This is a genomic window from Mesorhizobium sp. B2-5-13, from assembly GCF_006440535.1.
Lineage (GTDB): Bacteria > Pseudomonadota > Alphaproteobacteria > Rhizobiales > Rhizobiaceae > Mesorhizobium > Mesorhizobium salmacidum.
On the sequence record NZ_VFUI01000007.1, the window covers coordinates 102,632 to 123,566 of the forward strand.

General features: G+C 63.8%; 17 protein-coding genes. 7 read left to right on the forward strand and 10 right to left on the reverse strand.

Annotated elements, in window-relative coordinates; translation table 11 throughout:
• Positions 1-84: 84 nt before the first annotated feature.
• Both FJ434_RS14255 and FJ434_RS14260 read right to left on the reverse strand, forming a co-directional pair.
• Positions 85-3,168 (reverse strand): efflux RND transporter permease subunit, encoded by a 3,084-nt coding sequence (locus FJ434_RS14255; protein ID WP_140748035.1) that lies wholly within the window; start codon positions 3,166-3,168, stop codon positions 85-87.
• Positions 3,165-4,508, reverse strand: coding sequence for an efflux RND transporter periplasmic adaptor subunit (locus tag FJ434_RS14260; RefSeq protein WP_140748034.1), 1,344 nt, complete (start codon positions 4,506-4,508; stop codon positions 3,165-3,167). The genes FJ434_RS14255 and FJ434_RS14260 overlap by 4 nt, the downstream gene beginning before the upstream one ends.
• Positions 4,509-4,654: 146 nt before the next feature.
• Here FJ434_RS14260 and FJ434_RS14265 point away from each other — a divergent pair, with 146 nt between their 5' ends.
• Positions 4,655-5,188 carry a TetR/AcrR family transcriptional regulator gene (locus tag FJ434_RS14265; RefSeq protein ID WP_140509808.1) on the forward strand — a complete coding sequence of 178 codons (534 nt, stop codon included), beginning with the start codon at positions 4,655-4,657 and terminating at the stop codon, positions 5,186-5,188.
• Positions 5,189-5,223: 35 nt separating this feature from the next.
• Here FJ434_RS14265 and ugpC read toward each other — a convergent pair whose 3' ends face one another.
• The 6 genes from ugpC to FJ434_RS14295 all read right to left on the reverse strand — a co-directional run bounded on the left by ugpC (position 5,224) and on the right by FJ434_RS14295 (position 11,297).
• Positions 5,224-6,309, reverse strand: a complete 1,086-nt coding sequence (gene ugpC, locus FJ434_RS14270) for a sn-glycerol-3-phosphate ABC transporter ATP-binding protein UgpC (protein ID WP_140748033.1) — start codon at positions 6,307-6,309, stop codon at positions 5,224-5,226.
• Positions 6,296-7,234, reverse strand: a complete 939-nt coding sequence (locus FJ434_RS14275; protein WP_140503440.1) for a PfkB family carbohydrate kinase — start codon at positions 7,232-7,234, stop codon at positions 6,296-6,298. The genes ugpC and FJ434_RS14275 overlap by 14 nt, the downstream gene beginning before the upstream one ends.
• Entirely contained in the window at positions 7,234-8,256 is a 1,023-nt protein-coding gene (locus tag FJ434_RS14280) for an SIS domain-containing protein (RefSeq protein ID WP_140748032.1), read from the reverse strand. Before FJ434_RS14280 ends, FJ434_RS14275 begins: the two co-directional genes overlap by 1 nt.
• A complete protein-coding gene (locus FJ434_RS14285; protein WP_140748031.1) occupies positions 8,253-9,098 on the reverse strand; it encodes a carbohydrate ABC transporter permease in 846 nt (281 codons plus the stop codon). The genes FJ434_RS14280 and FJ434_RS14285 overlap by 4 nt, the downstream gene beginning before the upstream one ends.
• A complete protein-coding gene (locus tag FJ434_RS14290) occupies positions 9,098-9,982 on the reverse strand; it encodes a sugar ABC transporter permease (protein WP_140748030.1) in 885 nt (294 codons plus the stop codon). Before FJ434_RS14290 ends, FJ434_RS14285 begins: the two co-directional genes overlap by 1 nt.
• A gap of 76 nt (positions 9,983-10,058) precedes the next feature.
• Positions 10,059-11,297: an extracellular solute-binding protein gene (locus tag FJ434_RS14295; RefSeq protein WP_140503433.1), complete on the reverse strand. Its 1,239-nt coding sequence runs from the start codon at positions 11,295-11,297 to the stop codon at positions 10,059-10,061.
• 219 nt (positions 11,298-11,516) lie between these two features.
• Here FJ434_RS14295 and FJ434_RS14300 point away from each other — a divergent pair, with 219 nt between their 5' ends.
• The 3 genes from FJ434_RS14300 (at position 11,517) to FJ434_RS14310 (ending at position 15,561) form a co-directional block, all read left to right on the forward strand.
• Complete coding sequence (locus FJ434_RS14300; RefSeq protein WP_140748029.1) at positions 11,517-12,731, forward strand: ROK family transcriptional regulator; 1,215 nt, start codon at positions 11,517-11,519, stop codon at positions 12,729-12,731.
• Between the two features lie 104 nt (positions 12,732-12,835).
• Positions 12,836-14,446: an inorganic phosphate transporter gene (locus FJ434_RS14305; RefSeq protein WP_140748028.1), complete on the forward strand. Its 1,611-nt coding sequence runs from the start codon at positions 12,836-12,838 to the stop codon at positions 14,444-14,446.
• An 89-nt stretch (positions 14,447-14,535) separates the two neighbouring features.
• A complete protein-coding gene (locus FJ434_RS14310) occupies positions 14,536-15,561 on the forward strand; it encodes a transporter (protein WP_181165925.1) in 1,026 nt (341 codons plus the stop codon).
• Positions 15,562-15,604: 43 nt separating this feature from the next.
• Here FJ434_RS14310 and FJ434_RS14315 read toward each other — a convergent pair whose 3' ends face one another.
• Together FJ434_RS14315 and FJ434_RS14320 are read right to left on the reverse strand one after the other, a co-directional pair.
• Positions 15,605-16,765, reverse strand: coding sequence for a patatin-like phospholipase family protein (locus FJ434_RS14315; RefSeq protein WP_140503426.1), 1,161 nt, complete (start codon positions 16,763-16,765; stop codon positions 15,605-15,607).
• Positions 16,758-17,546, reverse strand: a complete 789-nt coding sequence (locus FJ434_RS14320; RefSeq protein ID WP_140503424.1) for an acetoacetate decarboxylase — start codon at positions 17,544-17,546, stop codon at positions 16,758-16,760. The genes FJ434_RS14315 and FJ434_RS14320 overlap by 8 nt, the downstream gene beginning before the upstream one ends.
• A gap of 221 nt (positions 17,547-17,767) precedes the next feature.
• Between FJ434_RS14320 and FJ434_RS14325 the strand changes: the two genes are divergently transcribed.
• The 3 genes from FJ434_RS14325 (at position 17,768) to FJ434_RS14335 (ending at position 20,933) form a co-directional block, all read left to right on the forward strand.
• Positions 17,768-18,556, forward strand: coding sequence for a 3-hydroxybutyrate dehydrogenase (locus FJ434_RS14325; RefSeq protein ID WP_140748026.1), 789 nt, complete (start codon positions 17,768-17,770; stop codon positions 18,554-18,556).
• A gap of 67 nt (positions 18,557-18,623) precedes the next feature.
• Complete coding sequence (locus FJ434_RS14330; protein WP_140748025.1) at positions 18,624-19,421, forward strand: phosphodiesterase; 798 nt, start codon at positions 18,624-18,626, stop codon at positions 19,419-19,421.
• Positions 19,422-19,604: 183 nt separating this feature from the next.
• Positions 19,605-20,933 (forward strand): NAD(P)H-dependent oxidoreductase, encoded by a 1,329-nt coding sequence (locus FJ434_RS14335; RefSeq protein ID WP_140748024.1) that lies wholly within the window; start codon positions 19,605-19,607, stop codon positions 20,931-20,933.
• The last annotated feature ends 2 nt before the right edge of the window (positions 20,934-20,935 follow it).

The window sequence follows — 20,935 nt, forward strand, 5'->3', positions numbered from 1 at the left end:
ATGTGCCGGAGTTGCTGGAGCGACCCCCAAAAAAAAAGAGGCCGGAGAAATCCCGGCCTCTTTTTGGTTCTTGCGCCTTGTGCCTCAGCTCGGCAGCGCCGGCATCAGCTTTGGATCCGGCTTTTCCGCCAGATGCGGCAGGTCCTTGCTGGCGATGAAGGTGTAGAACATAGGCACGACGAACAGCGTGAACATGGTGCCGACCAGGATGCCGGTGAAGATGACCAGGCCCATCGAATAGCGGGCCGCGGCGCCGGCGCCGCTGGAAACGATCAGCGGCACCACGCCCAGCGCCATCGCGGCCGTCGTCATCAGGATCGGCCGCAGGCGCACCTTGGCCGAGGCGATGATGGCGTCACGCCGCCTCATGCCATGCAGTTCGCGCTGCTGGTTGGCGAATTCGACCAGCAGAATGCCGTGCTTGGTGATCAGGCCGATCAGCGTGATCAGGCCGACCTGCGTATAGATGTTGAGCGTGCCGAGGCCCAGATTGAGCGGCACGATCGCGCCGAAGATCGACAATGGCACCGCCATCATGATGATCAGCGGATCGCGGAAGCTTTCAAACTGCGCCGCCAGCACCAGGTAGATGACGATGACGGCCGCGCCGAAAGCGATCAGGATCGTGTTGCCCTGTTCCTTCTCCTGCCGGGATTGGCCGGAATAGTCGATGAAGAAGGTGTCGGGCAGGCTCTCCCTGGCAATGTCCTCGAGGACTTTCAAACCATCGCCGGTGGTAACGCCGGGCAGCGGCAGCGCCGAGATCGTCGATGAATTCAGCTGGTTGAACTGCTCGATTGCCGCTGGCGACGCATTGTTCGAAATCTTCACCACGGCTGATAGCGGCACCATCTCGCCCGTCACACTGCGCACGAAGTACTCGCCGAGCTTTTCGGGGTTGTCGCGGAATTCCTGCGGCACCTGCGGGATGATGTCATAGCTGTTGGAGTCGCGGTCGAACTGCGCCACTTCGGCGCCGCCGACCAGCAGCGTCAGCGTCCGGCCGATGTCGGCGATCGGCAGGTTGAGCGCGGCCGCGCGGTCGCGGTCGATGGTCACCGTCACCTGCGGTGCGTCATAGGCCATCGAATTCTGCACGACGATGAAGCGGCCCGACGCCTGCGCCTTGTTCTTGATCTTCTCGGCTTCCTCGTAGACCTGAGCGGAATCCCCGGTCGAGCGCACCACCATGGATATCGGCAAGCCGCCGCCGGAGCCCGGCAGCGTCGGCGGTGCGAAGACAAACGCCTGGACACCCGCCACCTTGGCAATACGAGCCGTGATGTCGGCCTGCAGCTCCTTCGAATTGCGCTTCCGCTCCGCCCAATCCTTGAAGGCAAAACCGACGAAGGCGCTGTTGGTCGTGCCGCCGAACGCGACGGCCGAGAACTGCGCCCGGGTTTCGGGAATATCCTTGACCAGGCCCAGGATCTGGTTGACGTAGGTCTCGGTGTAATCGGAGGTCGCATAGCGCGGCCCCGTCACCAGCGAGAGCAGGAAGCCCTGGTCTTCTTCCGGCGCCAGTTCCGTCGAGGTTTTGGTGAACATGAAGCCGGTCACGCCGACAAGCGCCAGCACGATGAGCAGCGTCAGCGGGCGATAGTTCAAAGAGCCGGTGACGGCGCGCTCATAGACGTGCTCGACGCGCGAGAAGGTGCCGTCGACGATACGCTGGAAACGGCCAGCATTGCCGGGCTTCAGGAGACGCGCCGACATCATCGGCGTGATGGTGATGGCAATGACGCCAGACAGCACCACCGATCCGGCGAGCGTCACCGCGAATTCGCGGAACAGGGCGCCGGTCAGGCCGCCGGTGAAGGCCAGCGGCGCGAACACGGCGGCCAGCGTCATCGTCATGGCGACGATGGCCGACGCGATCTCACGCATGCCGCTGAAGGCCGCCTGCATGGGCGGCATGTGGTCTTCTTCCATGTGGCGATGGATGTTTTCCACCACCACGATGGCGTCGTCGACGACAAGGCCGATCGCCAGCACCATGGCCAGCAGCGACAGAAGGTTGATCGAATAGCCCACCGCGAACAAAAGGAAGCAGACGCCGATCAACGACAGCGGAATGGTGATGATCGGCATCATCACCGAGCGGAACGAACCGAGGAACAGGAGGATAACGACGACGACGATGGCGACCGCCTCGCCGATGGTCTTGAACACTTCTTCGATCGAGGCGCTGATCTGTCCGGTCGCGTCGTAGACGACCTCGATCGTCATGCCTTTGGGCAGCGTCTCCTGGATCTGCGGGACGAGCTTGGTGAGCGCTGCCGCGGTGGTCAGCGGATTGGCTGCCGGGGTCGGGAAGATGGCGAGGAAGGTCCCGGGCTTGCCGTTGAAGGAAACCCTGGTGTCGGTGTTCGCGGCGGCCAGTTCGACGCGGGCAACGTCGCGCAGGCGCACGACGTTGCCGTCTGCCGAGCGCAATGGCAGCGCGGCGAAGGCTTCCGGTGTCTGCAGCGTCGAGCGCACGGTGATCGATGAGACGACATATTCGTTCTGGGTGTTGCCGGGCGCCGACAGGAAGTTGGAATTGTTGATCGCCGTCAGCACTTCGGCCGCTGTCACGCCGCGCGCTGCAAGCCTGACCGGGTCGATCCAGACGCGCATCGAATATTCCTGGGCGCCGAAGATCTGCACGTCGGCGACGCCTTCGACCGTCGACATGCGGGGCCTGATGACGCGCTCGATATACTCCGTCAGCTGCTCCTTGGTCATGTTCGGATTCTGCATCGAGATGTACATCATCGCGAACTGCTGACCCGTACCCTTGACGATGACCGGGTCCTTGGAGGCGTCCGGCAAGGTGCCGCGCACGCCCTGGACCTTGGACAGCACTTCGGTCAGCGCCACGTCGGGATTGGAACCGAGCTTCATCTGCACCGTCACCGTGCTGGAGGACGGCCGGCTGGACGAGGTGACGTAGTCGATGTTCTCGGTCGAGGCGACGGCGCGCGCGATCGGGGCTGAAATGAAGCCCTGGATCAGGTCGGCGCTGGCGCCCGGATAGGCCGTCGTGATGGTGATCGCGGTTTCGTCGACCTTCGGATACTGCCGGATAGACAGGTTGAAGATGCCCTGGAAACCGAGCAGCAGGATCATGCAGGCAAGGACGGTCGAAAGGACCGGCCGGCGGATGAAGAGATCGGAAAAGCTCATTGCTGGTCGGCCTGCTTGTTTGCCGATTTGGTCGGGTCGATGGTGTTGTCGACGTTGACGGTCATGCCGTTGAAGAGGCGGTTCTGACCCGCGGTGACGACCTCGTCGCCGGCCTTGAGCCCTTCGACGATCTCGACCATGCCTTGATTGCGGCGGCCGGGCTTGACGAAGACCTGCGACAGCACCAGCGTGGGCTTCTCACCTTCGGCCGCCGGCTTGGCCGGATCGGCCGCTGCTGGCTTGGCGGCATTCGAAGCGGCCTTGTCCGCGGGCTTGGCGTCCGCCGGCTTGGTGGCATCGGCCGCCGGCTTCATTGCGTCCGCAGGCTTGGTGTCCGCCTGCTTGTCGGTGGCCGCAGCGGCTGGCTTTTCGCCCGGCTTGGCCGGCTGCGCCGGGGGCGCCCCGGCGGGTTTCGCCGGTTGCACCACGAATATGTAGTCGCCATAGAGGCTGGTGGTCAGCGCCGTCTGCGGCAGGGAGAGCACGTTCTGCTCCGCGGGCAGTTCGACGCGCACCTGCACGAACTGGCCTGGGGTCAACTTCCCTTCGGGATTGGCGACTTCCGCCCGGATGTTCACCAGCCGGCTGGAGGGGTCGATCTTGGGGTCGATGCCCCGAATGGCGCCGGTAAATGGCTTGTCGTCGCCACCAAGGCCGAGCCGAACGGTCTGGCCGATCTTGAGCAGCGGGAGTTGCTGTTCGGGCACTGAAAAGTCGACCCGCATCGTGTCGAGATCCTGGAGCGTCACCACCGAGGTGCCAGGTGACAGGTACTGGCCGAGATCGATCTTCGGGATGCCGACGGTGCCGTTGAAAGGCGCGGTAAGCTGCTTCTGGTCGAGCACGGCCTGCAGCCTGGTGACCTGGGATGCCGAAGCGGACGCCGCAGCACGCGCGGTGTCCAGCGTCGAGTCGGAGCCGACACCACGCTTTGTCAGTTCGATGGCGCGGGTCAGCGTGGTCTGATCGAGCGCCGCCTGCGCCTTCTGCGCATCAAGATCGGCGCGCTCGACGGCGTCGTCGAGTTGCAGCAGCACCGCATTGGCCGCCACCTTCTGGTTGGCATGGAAAGGGATTTGCTTGACGATGCCGGCGGTCTCGACGGTCAGGTCGACACCGCGCACGGCCCGCACCGTACCGATCGCCTCGACGCCCGGCGTCCAGCTCGACGGCTTGACGATGGTCGTCGACACGGTCGCCGCCGGCGGCTTCATGGTGGCGAAATACTGCTTGATGCCGTTGTCGCGCAGGAAGTTGAAGCCGACGATGCCGCCGACCACAATGACGAGCACGGCAAGAACCACAATAATGATAAAGACACGGAGTATGCGCTTGAACAAGGAAGTCCCCTCAGTCGAAAATCCGGCGCGAAGCACGGACATCGGGACACATACCGACCGCGGGTCCCGATTTCAAATGGTGGCGGTCTTACTGTACCGTCTGGACGGTCTTGTCAATTGGGCCTAAGCTTGCGATGGGAGGCACCATGAGAGCCCAAAGACCGAACTCGCGCGAGAAGATTCTCGCCGCGGCGGCTGATGTTGCCCGGGAATCCGGGCCCGGTAGCCTGTCGCTCGATGCAGTCGCCAGCCGCGCCGGCGTGTCGAAGGGGGGGCTGCTCTACAATTTCCCGACCAAGGCCAAATTGATGCAGGGCCTCGTCGAAGACTATCTGCGCGATTTCGAGCAAGCGCTGGAAACCGCGAACAGCAACGACAACGGCAAAAATCCCCTCGCCGTCTATATCAGACTGTCAGCCGAGGATTGCGAGGAAAAGCAGCCGTCGGCATCCTGGATTTTTTCGGCGATCGCCGAGGATCCCGATTTCATGACGCCGATAAAGACATTCAAGCGGCAGCTTTTCGAGCGCCTGAAGGGCGAGGCGCCGGACCTCAGATCGCTGCTGGTCTGCTATCTCGCCATCGAAGGACTGCGCAGCATGAACCTGTTCGATTCCGACGTGCTGTCGAAGGACGAGCGCCAACTCTTGGTATCGTCACTTCTCGAGATCGCCAAATAGGCCTGCCTGCGCGGGTGCAGGGCGACGCTGTGATTTCAAATCGCCGGCAAGGCCTTGCCTGTCGAGGGGTCGAACAAGCGAAGCGCGGCCTCGTCGAAGGTGAGGTTGCGCTTTTCGCCCTTGGCGAGCTGGGCTCGCGGCGGCAAGCAAGCCGTCAGCCGCTGCGCGCCGATCCGGGCCGTGGTGACCAGTTCAGGGCCAGTCAGTTCGACCACCTCGATCTCCACCGGCAATGACAGGTCCGTGGCGGCTCCGGTCGCCACACGAAGCGCTTCCGGCCTGATGCCGACGACCATTTGTGCGCGCTCACGAGCCGCATTCGCATAGCGCGCGGGCAAAGGGATCCGTACATCGGACCCGGCAATGGCCAGCCTGCCGCCGGCAATGGTGGCCTGAAGCGTATTCATCGACGGCGCGCCGACGAAGCCGGCGACATAGAGTGTTGCCGGGTCGTTGTAGATTTCTTCCGGGGTGCCGAGCTGCTCGATCCTGCCGTCGCGCATGACAGCGATGCGGCTGGCCAGCGTCATCGCCTCGATCTGGTCGTGGGTGACATAGACGACGGTGGTCTGCAGCATCTGGTGCAGGCGCTTCAACTCGGTGCGCATTTCCAGGCGCAGCTTGGCGTCGAGGTTGGACAACGGCTCGTCGAAGAGGAAGACCTGCGGCTTGCGTACCAGCGCCCGGCCGATGGCGACGCGCTGGCGTTGGCCGCCGGACAGCTGGCTCGGCTTGCGGTCGAGCAGAGCTTCGATCTGCAGCAGCCTTGCCGCTTCGTTCACCGCCCTGTCACGCTCGTCGGCCGCGACGCCGCGCATCTCCAGTCCGAAGCCGATGTTGCGGCGCACGGTCAGGTTCGGATAGAGCGCATAGGACTGGAAAACCATGGCTATGTCGCGGTTCTTGGGGTGTACGCCGAGTATCGAGCGGCCGCCGATCAGCACGTCGCCGCTCGTGGCTTCGGCCAGTCCCGCGATGATGTTGAGAAGCGTCGATTTTCCGCAGCCGGATGAGCCGAGCAGCACCAGGAATTCACCGCTCTGCAGCGCGATGTCGATGCCTTTCAGCGTTTCGACACTGCCATAGCTCTTGCGGATGCCGCGGATTTCAAGCGCGCTCATGCATGGGACCCTCGAACTGCATCGGCCCGCCATAGTTGCGGGGCAAGGTGGAAATGGCGCGCGAGGCGACATGCGTCGCGGCGCGGAGGCAGGCGGACAGCGGCTGTTCCTGTGCCAATGCGGCCAGGAAGGCGGCATTGAAGACGTCGCCGGCCCCGATCGTGTCGACGACACGGACATCGGGCGCGACGGCTTCGACAAGCGTATTGTCCGGGCCGATGGCGATGGCACCACGCGGCCCGCGCTTGACCACAAAGGTCGCACCTTGCCTCATGCTGGATCGGATTTCACGCGCCGCTTCCTCTGGACCTGGCAATCCCGCCAGGGTCACCGTCTCGACTTCGTTGAACAACGCCAGCGCGCAGCGCGAGAGCCACGCCCTTGTCGCGGCGCAATTGGCCTCGGTCCAGCCATCGATCGGCCAGCCAGTGTCGAGCGCCACTGATATGCCGTGGCTGTCGGTCCAGTCGAAGAAAGCTTCATAGTCGCGCGTGAGGTCTTCGGTCAGGAAGGAGCCGGAGAGCAATGCATAGCCACCGGAAAGCGCTCCGCCGTCGAGAACGGACAAGACATCGCCGAGGCTGAAGCGGGGCAGGTGGCCGCGCGTGGTCAAGAAAGTTCGTTCGCCATCGGGATGGGTCATGCCGACCGACAAGGTCGTACCTTCGGGACGGACCGCCCATTTCTCGGCGCGAAATCCAAACGCTTCGCGAAGCCAGCGGCCGAACTGGTCGTCACCGACATTGGCGGCAATCGCGAAATCGATGCCCAGCGCTTGCCAGGCAAGCCCGGTGTTGCCGGCCTGGCCGCCGACCCGCAATTCGTCATGGTCGACGACGGTCTCGGTTCCCGCCTTCGGCCATGGCGCGATCGGGCCGACAATCAGGTCGACATTGACGTTACCGATTACCGCCAGCGGACGCATCACTCGCTCCTGGTGATCTTGGTGGTGCGCACGGGCGTGCCGGCATTGTCGACGCGGCTGTCGGCGAAGGCGATCATCAGGCGCTGCGCCACCGGCAGCATGGCGAAGACAGCGGCCATCCCCGATGCTGATCTGAACGAGAGCGTGACGGCGCCGACGACAGGCGGTTGCCCGGACGCGTCGAAGATGACCAGCGGCGCGCCGGCCTCTACCACCGAAAGGGCCATGGCGGTGACAAGGTCCGACGTCGGGTCGTCACCACGAAATAGGACGACGCCGATCTGGGGGCCGAGCATCTCCATCGGCCCGTGCCGCAACTGGCCGCCTTCCAGCGAAAAGCAGGGGAGCCGCGACAGTTCGGTCAGCCCAAGCGCCAGGGCTTCGGCCACGCCTTGCAGGCGGCGACCGGAGGTGACGATCGTGTCCACCTTGCCAAGCGCGACAAGTGCGGGGACGATGACGCAATCCTGCGGAGCTTCGAGCACAGCAAGCGCGGCGGCCGGGTCCTCACCCAGAGCAGCCAGGATGGCCAGATGCAGGGCCAGGGTCACGGTCAAGCTGCGGGTCGCGGCGAAAGCCAGCTCAGTGCCACCAGCGCCGACCAGGCAAGGCGCAGTGCGGGCGAGAAATGAACCGCCTTCGAGCGTCAGGCCGAAAATATCCGAGCTGCCGCCGGTCTGCGAAAACCATCTGACGACCTCGGCGCTCTCGCCGGATTGCGAGGTCACGATCACGGTGCGGTCTTCGAGCGGCAGCGGCTGGCCGAGTTGTTCGGACAGCGGCAGCGCCAGCGCATCGATGCCCAGCGTGCGATAGAGCGGCTCAACGGCACGCCCCACCGCATGCGAGCCGCCCATGCCAAGCAGGAGCAGGCGTCCGGTCTTCCTGATCGAGCCGGCGACCTTTAGCGCCATGGCGGTGTTTTGTTCGAATGAAGCGCGCGCATCCGCATGCTGGCGCTGCATTTCGCGATCAATGGCGACCAGTCCGGCCGGCCGAATTCCTGTTGCAGTCATGGTCATCCTTTCACACCGCCGCTGGTCAGGCCCGAGATCAGCGCCCGCTGCATGACAAGGCCGATCAGCACCGGCGGTAGCGCGGCCAGCACCCCGGCCGTGGCGATCAATCCGTAGTCGGAAACACGGCCGCCGGCCAAATCGGCGATGGCGACGGTCAAGGTCTTGGCGCGCTGGTCCGAGGTGAACAGCAGCGCATAGAAAAATTCGTCCCAGGCCAGCAGCACGGCGAACAGCGCCGATGTCGCCATCACCGGTGCCGCCAGCGGCAATGTGATGATGCGCAGTGTCTGGAACAGGCCGGCGCCGTCGATCATCGCCGCCGCCTCGATCTCACGCGGGATGGAATCGAAACCAGATTTCATCAGCCAGGTGGTGAAGGGCGCCAGGATAGTGAGATATACCAAAGCCAGGCCGAAGACATTGTTGAGCAGGCCGAGATGCGACAGGCCCATATAGAGCGGCACGGCCAGCGCCACCGGCGGCAGCATGTAGGTGGCGATGACCATCGACAGCGACCAGCCGATCGCGGGCGTGCGCGACACCGCCCAGCCGGCGGGAATGGCCAAGGCGAGTGCCGCCAGCGTCGCCATGCCGGCGATCTCGAGACTGTTGCGCAGCGAAGAGGTGAAGGCGGCGCCGGCGCTGTTTTCAGCCGTCGACAGCAATAGCTGGTAGCGGGAGAAATCGGCTGCCTGCGGCCACCAGCGCAGCGGCTTGGCGGCAAGATCGGCGGCCGGCGAAATGCTCATGATGAACAGCCAGGCGATGGGCGCAAGGATGATCGCGGCGAGCAGCAGCGCGCAGGCATAGATGAAGATGGTGAAAGCGGGGCTCTTGCGTTCCATCAGGCGGCACTCCCTGCGGTCTTCCTCACCAGGGCCGCATAGGCGACGGCGAGCAGCGTGATGAGCAAGGTGACGATCAGCGCCAGCGACGCGCCCGAGCCGGCACGCTGGAAGGAGAACGCTTCCTGGTAGACGAGGATCGACAGTGTTCGCGTGGTGTTTGCCGGCCCGCCGCGGGTCATCACCCAGATGATGTCGAAGACCTTGAAAGCCTCGATGGTGCGCAGCACCAGCGCCACCATCAGCGGGCCTGCGAGATAGGGCAGGATGACGAAACGGAAGCGATTGAACGGTCCCGCGCCGTCGACGAGCGAGGCCGCGGTGATGTCGCGTGGTACCGCCTGCAGGGCGGCGAGCGCGATCAGCGCCACCAGCGGAAAGTTCTTCCAGCAATCGGCGACGATGAGGGCAGCCAGCGCCGTGCCCGGCTCGCCGAGCCAGGACCGATAGGCGTCGATAAGATGCAGTTGCGTCAGCGCGGCGTTGAGCGCGCCATATTCGGGATTGTAGATCAGCCGCCACAGCGTGGCGTTGACCACGGTCGGCAGCGCCCACGGCAGGATCATGAGGGCGCGCAGCATGGCACGGCCGCGAAATTCCTGGTTGAGCAGAAGGGCGGCCAGGACGCCGATCACCATTTCGGCGGCGACCGAAATGACCGCGAACAATGTCGTGGTGATCAGCGTACGCGAGAAATTCGAGCTCGACAGCATGTTGGTGTAATTGTCGACGCCGACGAAATTGCCGGCCGTGCCGACCAGCTTGGCATCGGTAAAGGAGAGCCCGACCGTATCGACCAGCGGCCAGCCGATGACGGCGACCATGACCATGAGCAGCGGCAGCATCAGCAGCCAGGCGCGGGTTGTCATCCAGGTGCTCGACATCGGAGCAGCCTCTTTCAATTCAACACGATTTCAGAAATAGCACGGGCGGCACAAGGCCGCCCGCAATGGGTGGAAATCAGAGGCCGCTGTTCTGCGCGGCGGTTTTCAGGGCATCTTCCGGCGAGGCCGTGCCGAGCAGCGATTCCTGGATTGCCTGCTGCAGGGCGGTCGACAACTCCTGGTACTTCGGGGTGGTCGGGCGCGGATACATGGCGGCCAGGCCAAGCTTGGCGGCGGCGATCAGTTCCTCCTGGCCCTTGGTGACGGCCGGGTCGTCATAGGACGAGGCCCAAATCGGCAGCGAGAGTTTAGCGTACTGGTTCTGCGTTGCCTGCGAGGTCATGAAGGTGATGTACTTCCAGGCCTCGTCCTGATGCTTGGAGACCGCGGTGACGCCGAGACCCATCGAGCCGTTGACGGCCGACACTTCGCTGGTGCCGGCAACGCCCGGCGCCGGCACGACGCCGACCTTGCCGGCTACCTTCGAGTCCTTCGGGTCGTTGGCCATGTTATACATGTAGGTCCAGTTCAGCGCGAAGGCGGCATCGCCGTTTTCGAAGACCTTGCGAACGTCCTCTTCCAGGAATTCCTTGGAATTGGGATTGGTGAGACCCGACTTGTAGCTGTCTACCATGTATTTCAGAGCCAGCAGGCCGCCGCCATTCTGGAAGTCCGGCTTGCCGTCCTTGAGGAAGTCGCCGCCATAGGCGCTGACCAGCGTGGTGTAGTCGCAGATCGCGGCTTCGGCCTGTGACCAGCTCCAGGCGATCGGTGTCTTCAGCAGACCCTTGTCCTGGATGATCTTGGCCTGTGCGCCGAGCTCTTCCCAGGTCTTCGGCGGGGCCTTGATGCCGGCCTTTTCCAGGATGCCCTTGTTGTAGAACAGGTATTTGGTGTCAAGGATCCACGGCATGCCGTAATACTTGCCGTCATACTGGACGGTGGTCCAGGCGCCGGGCAGCACGCCCTTCTTCATGTCGTCTGTGATCTTCGACGACACATCGACCAGCACCTTGTTGGTGGCGTATTCGGCCGGCCAGATGACGTCGAACAGCACAACGTCATAGCCGCCGCCCGACCCTTGGGCGAGCACGGTCTTGTCATGCAGGCCTTCATAGGGAACGAATTCGAGATTGATCTTGACGTCGGGATTGGCCTTGGTGAAGGCATCCGTCATGGCGCGCACGTCGGCCTCGCTGTAGGCAGCCTGCGCCATGAAGAGCGCATTGAGCGTCGTCTCGGCGAAGGCATGGGGGACGAGCAGTCCTCCGGCAAAAACCGCGCCGACCAGTGTCTTGGTGATCGTCCTAAGCATTTTCTTCTCCCATTGCAGCGTTGACGGGCCGGCGCTGCCAGGCATTCGGCATCGTCTTCCCGGATCCGTGTCGCGTGACCTGATGGTTACCCGGCTGACCAGTGGCGACAGGCGGAGGCCTTGGCCATCTTGTTTTTGGGCGCTCGGTTTGCATTAAGTCAATTCGCTTGACTTAATTAGTCGATCAATATCCTAATGGAGTCAAGAGGGGAAACGCCGATGGACGACATCAGCCAGATCCGCGCCAAGAGCGGCACCAACCAGGAGGGCACAAGCGCGCACAATCGCCGCGTCATGATCGAGGCACTGCGCCTCAATGGCGCGCTGTCGCGGGCCGACCTCGCGCGAGCGACGCAGCTCACCAAGCAGGCGGTCTCCAACATCATCGAGGACCTGGAAAGCGATGGCCTGGTCGTCGCGCTCAAGGCGGTGCGCAAGGGCCGGGGCCAGCCGTCGACCCCCTACAGGCTGGTTCCTGAAGGCGCTTTCGCCATCGGCCTGCAGATCGACCGTCATCTGACGCGGGCGGTCGCGGTCGACCTGATGGGCAGCGTGCTGACGCGCGCCGAGGCGAACCTGCCTTTCGATGAGCCGTCAAGGGGCGTCGAGGTGATCCTGGACCTGATCGATGGCGTCCGGCGCGAGCTGTCCGGCATCTCCTCGCAGTCGGAAAAACGCCTCGTCGGTCTTGGCGTCGCCATGCCAGGCCCGTTCGGCCTAAAGAATTCGGATGACAAATGGATGATGCCGGCCTGGCAGAAGTTTCCGCTGCTGGACATGTTGGCCAAGGGCACGGGACTGAATGTCGGCCTGCAGAACGATGCGGCCGCCTGCGCGACGGCCGAACGCATCGTCGGTGCCGCGCATGGCGTCGATCACGCGGTGTGTCTCTATGTCGGCTATGGCATCGGCGCCGGACTGATCCTGAACGGCGAGCTGTACAGCGGTGGGCATGGCAATGCAGGCGAAATCGGCATGGCCTTGCTGTCGCCGGCTGGTCCGGGCTCGACGCCGCTGGAACATCGCGCGTCGCTGGCCTCGCTCTACCAGCATCTTGGTCTCGATCCCGCCGACGAGGACCTCTACGAAAAGATCGGCGCGCTGGCCGCGGCGGGTGACGTGAAGATCATGGCCTGGATCGACGGGGCGGCCCATGACCTGCGCTGGAGCGTGCATCTCATCGAAACCATCTTCGACCCACAGACAGTCATCCTGACCAGCGGCGCGCCGGAAGCGCTGGCGCGCCGGCTTGTCGAGGCGATGCATCCGCTGCTGCCGTCGATCGCCGACCGGCCAGGCCGGACCTTGCCGCGCCTGCAGCTCGGCACAACCGATCCCTGGTCGATCGCGCTGGGAGCCGCCGCGGCGCCGATCAGTCGCGCCTTCGATCCGCTGTTCTCGGCGATCCTGAAGACACGCTCCGGTCCCGCCTGAAGGAGACCGCGCGAAAGGCCAGGCCTCTCCGGCGTCACACAGGGTTCATCGTCCGGCCATAGCGTCTTTTCCAGTTCTTTGCTGCAATGCAATAGGAGTGGGACATGGTGGACATAGTTTCCAGTGAGGCGGGCATTCCAAGGCCGGATCATCCGCTGGATAGTTCGGGCGGCGCGAAGTGGTTCCTGCCGGTCTTCGGTGTGCTGGTGCTGGTTGGCGTGGTCTATGTCGGCTACGCGCTGAGCCAGGATCTGGCGGTGGCCAGGACGGTGCCGTGGATCCTGCTCGGCATCGCCTTGCTGATCGCGCTCGGCTTCGAATTCGTCAACGGTTTCCATGACACCGCCAATGCGGTGGCGACCGTCATCTACACGCGCTCGCTGCCGGCGGAATTCGCCGTCATGTGGTCGGGCGCCTTCAATTTCCTCGGCGTTCTCACCTCCAGCGGCGCGGTCGCCTTCGGCATCCTGTCGCTGCTGCCGGTCGAGCTGATCCTGCAGGTAGGCTCCTCCTCCGGCTTTGCCATGGTGTTCGCACTGCTGGTGGCCGCGATCCTGTGGAACCTCGGCACCTGGTTCCTCGGCCTGCCGGCGTCGAGCTCGCACACCATGGTCGGCTCGATCATCGGCGTCGGCCTTGCCAACCAATTCATGGCACCTGCCGGCAGCGCCACCAGCGGCGTCGACTGGTCGCAGGCCACCAATGTCGGCGTGACGTTGCTGGTGTCGCCGATCATCGGCTTCTTCGCCGCCGCCATCCTGCTCTACGCGATGAAGCTTCTCGTCCGCAATCCGGCGCTCTACGAGGCGCCGAAAGGCAATGCCCCGCCACCCTGGTGGATCCGCGCGCTGCTGATCTTCACCTGCACCGGCGTCAGCTTCGCGCATGGCTCCAATGACGGACAAAAGGGCATGGGCCTGATCATGCTGATCCTGATCGGCGTGGTGCCGACGGCCTATGCGCTCAACCGCACGCCCGACATCAACTATCTCGAAGCCTACAAGTCGGCTTCGGTCAGCGTGGAGACCGCGCTAGGCAAATATGTGAAGCCCGGTGTCACCGTCGCCGATGCGAAGGATGCCAAGGCTGCCGTGCAGGATGCCGTGCGCACCCGGAGCTGGAGCGACAAGACGACGGTCGCTCTGCAGAGCTACATCCACAACACGACGGCCGAGCTGCAGCCTTACGCTTCGGTCGACAACGTGCCGACAGATCTGGTCAGCAACGCCCGCAACGACATCTATCTGATCGGCGAGGCGCTTAAGCTGATCGACAAGAAGAAGTTGCTGCCGATGGAGGCCGCCGATCTCAAGGCGGTCACCGACTATCACAAAGCCGTCGACAACGCGACGAAATTCATCCCGATATGGGTGAAGGTCGCGGTGGCCCTGGCGCTTGGCCTGGGCACCATGGTCGGCTGGAAACGCATCGTCGTCACGGTCGGCGAGAAGATCGGCAAAAGCCACCTGACCTATGGCCAGGGCGCTGCCGCCGAACTCGTGGCGATGGTCACTATCGGCATGGCCGACCGCCTGGGTCTGCCGGTGTCGACGACCCATGTGCTGTCGTCCGGCGTCGCCGGAACCATGGCTGCCAACGGCTCGGGTCTGCAATGGTCGACGGTGCGCAACCTGCTGCTCGCCTGGGTGCTGACCCTGCCCTGCTCGATCACGCTGGCCTTTGTGCTGTTCGTCGTCTTCCGCCAGGTGTTCTGAGCGGGCGAAGCGACGACACTAACGACGGCGCCACATTGGCGCCGTCTCGTTTTCCGGCGACAGGTTCGCGACGATTTCGGGCGGCAGTCATGAACGACGCATCGCATCTGGCCCTGCTTGCCGTGGACGACCAGCATCCGGCGCCTGGCCTGGTCTGGGCCTGTCACGGCTTGCCAGGCAAACCGCCGGTGGCGCTTGCTCCGCGCGGCATCGCCACAGCACTGGCGATGCCGGAAGGCTGGGTGTGGCTGCATGTCGATCTCGTCGACCAGCGCGCCCATTCCTGGGTCAGCCGTACCTGCGACTTGCCGGCTTCGGCCAACGCGATCCTCGAAGGCCATGAGGACAGCCCCGCGCTGGCGCATGAGGGCGGTGTGGTTCATGGCATTTCGGCCGACCTGCACAGCGAAATCGCGCGTCAGTCGACCACCATCGGCAGATTGCGCTTCGCGGTCTCGGAGCGGCTGCTGGTGACCGGCCGCCGCCATTCGCTGGCAGCGGTCGAGGAGGTGCATGAGGCGCTGGCCGAGGGGCTGCGGCCCGCCACCGCCTTCGAACTGTTCGAGGCGATCGTGCTGGCGTTCTGCGGCGGAACGAGCCTGCGGCTCGCAGCCGCCACCAAGCGGCTCGACGAGGTGGAAGATCATCTGGTGACCGAACGGCTTGCCGACGAAAGGCGGCGGCTGAAAGATGTTCGCCGGCTGGCGGTCTCCCTGCACGGCCCGATCTCGGCGCTGGCGGCACTTTTCCAGGACGAGGACCGGTCGGACTGGAAGCTGTCGGGAGGGGCGCACGAGATCCTGCGCCGGCTTACCACGCGGCTCGAAAGGCTCGACCGCGAAGTCGTCATGGTCAACGACCGTGCGCGGCTGTTGCAGGAGGAGGTCGCCGCCGAGCTCGCGGACGAATCCAACCGCAGCCTGAAGGCGCTGGCGGTGATGAGCGCGCTGCTTTTGCCGGGCTCGCTGATCGTCGGCATGTTCGGCATGAACACCGCCGGGCTGCCGCTCACGCAAACACCGGGCGGCTTCGAGCTGGCGCTGTTGATCGCGGCGGGCGCGACCGGCCTGTTCTACTGGCTCCTGCTGAGAGCCGGCGCCAATCTCAGATTTTGAGCCCGGCCCGGCATTCCGGACCAAGGCGTTTCAGGGCTGACCTTCAGGTCGGATCTTCGCGATGCAGGTCGTGGATGGTGACGCCGTCGGCATTGGTCGGCAGCATCAGCCATTTCTTGTGACGCAGCGTGCGCTCGGTGTCCTCGAGGCCCATCTCCCAATGCTCGCGCATCGAGGTGCCCGAAAACTCGTAGTCCTTGGCGTGGCCCTCATAGCCTTTGTGCTGGTAGATCAGGTGGACGATGTTGACCACGCCGGCGTTGGAATAGTCGGCGATCAACTCCTGCTCGCCGTCCCTAAGCTGCTCCGGCGGCACGCGCTTCAGCGCATCGAGCAGCTTCATCTTCAGCGCATGGATGCGCTCGAAATTGTCGGTGTTCTGCCGCGTACGGCTCGAATACATGATGTCCTTGTGGCGCGACAGCACGTCGGCCATGCCGCGCGGCAGCACGCCGCGGGCGCTGAACAGATCGACCTGGAAGACCAGCGAGGAACGGTCCTCTTCCTGGTCGAGCAGATATTGCAGCGGCGTGTTGGAGACGATGCCGCCATCCCAGTAATACTCGCCCTCGATGCGGATCGAGGGGAAGGCCGGCGGCAGCGCGCCGCTCGCCATGATGTGCTCCGGCTCGATACGCACGTTCTCGGTGTCGAAATAGACGAAGTTACCGGTCCTGACATTGACCGCGCCGACGCTCAGCCGCTTCTTGCCGTCGTTCAGCACGTCGAAATCGATCAGGCTCTCCAGCGTGTCCTTCAACTCGGCGGTGTCGTAGAAGCTGGTGGCGCCTTCCGCTCCCGACAGCTGGAACCAGGGATTGGGATTGCGCGGCTTGAAGAAGCCGGGCTGGCCCATCGTCATCGTCATCAACGACGAGGTCTGGTTGCGGATGTCGCGGTAGATGTCACCTTCGGGCGTGTAGGACCAGATCTTGCGGCCGGAAATCGTCTGCCAGAACTGTTCCAGCCGTTGCAGCCGGCGGCTCGGTTCATTGCCGGCGATGATCGCGGCGTTGATGGCGCCGATTGAGACGCCTGATAGCCAGCTCGGCTCGCAGCCTGCGTCGGCCAGCGCCTGGTAGACCCCTGCCTGATAGGCGCCGAGCGCGCCGCCGCCCTGAAAGACCAGCGCGATACGGTCATACTGCGCCGTGATTTCCTCGATGGTGGCGGCGGCTGCCTTGTTGCGGTTGCGCTCAAGCACCGACTTTCTCCAGCTCGGTTGCGCTGGCAGCGGATCGGCTGTGGTCAGGGAGGTAATCATGCACGACTTCGCCCAGGCCGAGCGTCAGATCGGCCTTGAAGTGAACCGCCGACACGATGTCAAGCACAGGCAGCTTCGCCACGTCGGCCATGACATGAGGCCGCAGATCGAGCGCGGCCGGCGCCGTCCACGCTTCCTTGAGCGTGATATCAGTGAGGTAGTAGCGGACCAGCTCGCAAATGCGCGGCGTGCCGTCGACATGCGGGATAATCTTGATCAGGAAATTGGGGGCGGCGAGCGAAGCGAGCACCTGGTCATGATCAGCCTCACTGTGCTTGTAACCCATCGTGCCGGTGGCGCAGAGCACGCTACCATAGTGCAGCGTGCCGACGATCACCTCGCCTTCATGAACGATCTTGGGATTGGCAAGCTTTTTCGGGAAACCCCACAGTTCACGCCCGCCGGCGATCGGCGCGTCGTCGTCGAGATACATCGAATGGACATAGCCGCCATGCTGGCCCTTGTAGCGCACCGGGATGACCTGGCCGGTCTCGGTGTAGTCGCCGAAACCGGTTGAGTCCGGCATGCGGATGAATTCGTACTTGACCAGCGGCTCGTCGATTTCCAGCGGCGCCGGCACGACGGCTTCGAGCGCCTCGCGTGTCGTGCGGTAGGTGATGATGATGTATTCGCGGTCGAAGAAACGATAAGGACCCGGCGGGAAGGAGGGATTGGTGAGCGGCATCGCATAGGCGCGCTTCACGACATCGGCGATTTCCATCCAGGTGCCCCCAACGGTTCGAAAATGACCCCGCGCGAATGCGCTGGCAAATATGTTGCACGGCACCATGACAATGCCGTGTCACCTCGAAGACGCCTTCTCACGGAGCTGGCAAAGGCCGTCGCGGGGCTGTAATCGAGCCGACATATGGCCGTGGCATTGTCGTGTTGCGTCGCACAAACTATTCTCATCAGTTCCTCCCACCTCTTGCGAGATCTCCCATGGGTTCCCTGTCTTCGAAGAATGCGCTTGTCACCGGCTCGACTAGCGGCATCGGCTTGGCAATCGCCCGCGCCTTTGCCGCCGAGGGCGCCAACGTCACCATCAATGGCCTGGGCGACGCCGCCGCCATCGAGCAGGAGCGCGCCGGCATCGAGAAGGATTTCGGCGTCAAGTGCCGCTACTCCGATGCCAATATGATGGACGGCGCCGCCGTCACCGCCATGGTCCATGACGCCGAAGAGGCATTCGGCAGCCTGGACATCCTGGTCAACAATGCCGGCATCCAGCATGTGGCGCCGATCGAGGCGTTTCCCGACGACAAGTGGGAAGCCATCATCCGCATCAACCTTTTGGCCGCCTTCTACGCCATCAAGGCGGTGGTGCCAGGCATGAAGAGCCGCAAATGGGGCCGCATCATCAACACGGCCTCGGCGCATGCGCTCGTCGCCTCGCCATTCAAGTCGGCCTATGTCTCGGCCAAGCATGGCATATCGGGCCTGACCAAGACGGTGGCGCTGGAAGTCGCGCAGGACGGCATCACCGTCAACGCGATCGCGCCCGGCTATGTCTGGACGCCGCTGGTCGAGAAGCAGATCCCCGACACGATGAAGGCGCGCGGCATGACCGAGGAACAGGTCAAGCACGACGTGCTCTTGGCCGCGCAGCCGACCAAGGAATTCGTCACCGTGGAAGAGCTTGCGGCGCTGACGCTGTTCCTGTGCTCGGATGCAGCCAAGCAGATCACCGGCACGACCTTGCCGATGGACGGCGGCTGGACGGCACAGTAGAGCTGGTCGAGAGATAACGCCTTCAGGCCGACGCCAGGGGCGCCGGCAGGAAGCAGTGCGCGGGCCCATGAAAATCATCCAGCTCTCCGATCCGCATCTGATGGCGCCGGGTGGTCGTCTCCATGGCTCCGATCCGCTCGACCGGCTGGAGGCCTGCCTGGCGGACATCGGCAGGAACCATGCCGATGCCGATCTGGTGGTGATATCAGGCGACCTGACCAATGATGGCGAGCGCGCCGCCTATGCGGCATTGAGGGAGGCGCTGTCGGGGTTCGTGCCGCCTTGCCGGCTGATGCTCGGCAACCACGACGACCGTGCGCTTTTTGTCGAGATGTTCCCACAAACGCCAGCCGAGCGCGGGTTCGTCCAGAGCGTTTTCGATGGCAGCGATGGCCGCCTGATCCTGCTCGATACGCTGGACAGCGGACATGTCGAGGGCAGGCTGTGCCCGGCACGGCTGGACTGGCTGGACGAGAAGTTGCAGGAAGCCCGCGACCGGCCGGTCTTCCTCTTCATGCACCATCCGCCGTTCCGGATCCACATGCCGGTGCTTGACGAGGTCAAGCTCGCCGACGCCGATACCTTCCATGACGTTCTCCTGCGCCACGGCAATGTCGGCCACATCTTTGCCGGCCACGTCCACAGGCTGATCGCCGGCAGCTGGCGCGGCATACCGGTCAGCACGCTGCGCAGCACCAACCATCAGAGCGCCCTCGATTTTTCGGACAGCTGGCGGCTGGGCCACGAGCCACCCGCTTATGCCGTGATCTTAATCGATGCCGATGGAGTGGTCGTCCATTTTCACGATTTTCCTGTTGCCGGATACACCGCCAACAGGAGCAGGACGCCGACCGCTCAACTGTGAGCCCGAGTGGGCCAATGAATTCCGCGATTTGCCGGCTTTCCCGACCTCTTTCCCACCCTGCGGTGGACCCCGGGAAAGTGCCGCAAAAGCACACGGATTTGGACATTAGTCTTGACAGAAATACAGATGTTCAATACCCGTCAGGCAATTGAACAGGCCTGCATTATGGGAGGAATGAGTGGTATGGCTTCCAATGTTTCGTTGACGGGCCTTGCCCGCGACCTCGAGGAACGCGGCAAATCGGGCAAGCCGATCCGCATCGGTCTGATCGGGTCGGGCGAGATGGGAACCGACATCGTCACCCGTGTCGCCCATATGTCGGGCATCGAGATCGGTGCCATCTCCGAACTGAACCTGCCCGCCGCCAGCAAGGCGGTGGACATCGCCTTCCAGGAAACCGGCCATGCGCGCGAAGTTTCGAACGCTTCGACGATGACGGCTGCCATGGAGGCCGGCAAGGTGGCGGTGACCAACGACGCCAGCCTGGTCATCAACAACGATCTTATCGACGTCGTCATCGATGCGACCGGTGTTCCCGCCGTCGGCGCAGAGATCGGTTTGCGCGCCATGGAGCATGGCAAGCATCTGGTGATGATGAATGTCGAGGCCGACGTCACCATCGGCGCTTATCTCAAGAGCGAGGCCGACCGGCTCGGCGTCACCTATTCGCTGGGCGCCGGCGACGAGCCGTCCTCCTGCATGGAGCTGATCGAATTCGTTTCGGCCATGGGCCACCCGATCGTCGCCGCCGGCAAGGGCAAGAACAACCCGCTCAACATCGACGCCACGCCGCCCGCCTATGAGGAAGAGGCCAGGCGCCGGCACATGAATGTGCGCATGCTGGTCGAGTTCGTCGACGGTTCCAAGACCATGGTCGAGATGGCGGCGATCGCCAACGCCACCGGCCTGGTGCCCGACAGGGCCGGCATGCATGGCCCGGCCGCGACGCTCGGCGAATTGAACAAGGTGCTGGTGCCGCAGAAGGACGGCGGCGTGTTGTCCAGGGTCGGCGTCGTCGACTATTCGATCGGCAAGGGTGTCGCGCCCGGCGTCTTCGTCGTCGCCGACATGTCGCATCCGCGCATCTCGGAACGCATGGAAGATTTGAAGATGGGCAAGGGTCCGTACTTCACCTTCCACCGCCCCTATCACCTGACGTCGCTCGAAGTGCCGCTGACCTGCGCCCGCGTCGTGCTCTACGGCAAGGCCGACATGGTGCCGCTGGCAAAGCCGGTGGCCGAAGTCTGCGCGGTGGCCAAGAAAGACATGCAGCCGGGCGAAAAGCTCGATGCGATCGGCGAATATTGCTATCGCGCCTGGATCATGACGGCGCCGGAAGCGCATGCCGCCAGGGCCATTCCCTGCGGCCTGCTGCAGGGCGGTTCGGTGACGGCGCCGATCAAGAAGGGCGAACTCATCACCTACGCCAATGCCGCCCCGGCAGCGGGCTCCAAGATCGCCGAATTGCGCGCCCGCCAGGACAAGCTCGTCTACGGAACGGTGGAGGCCTGATC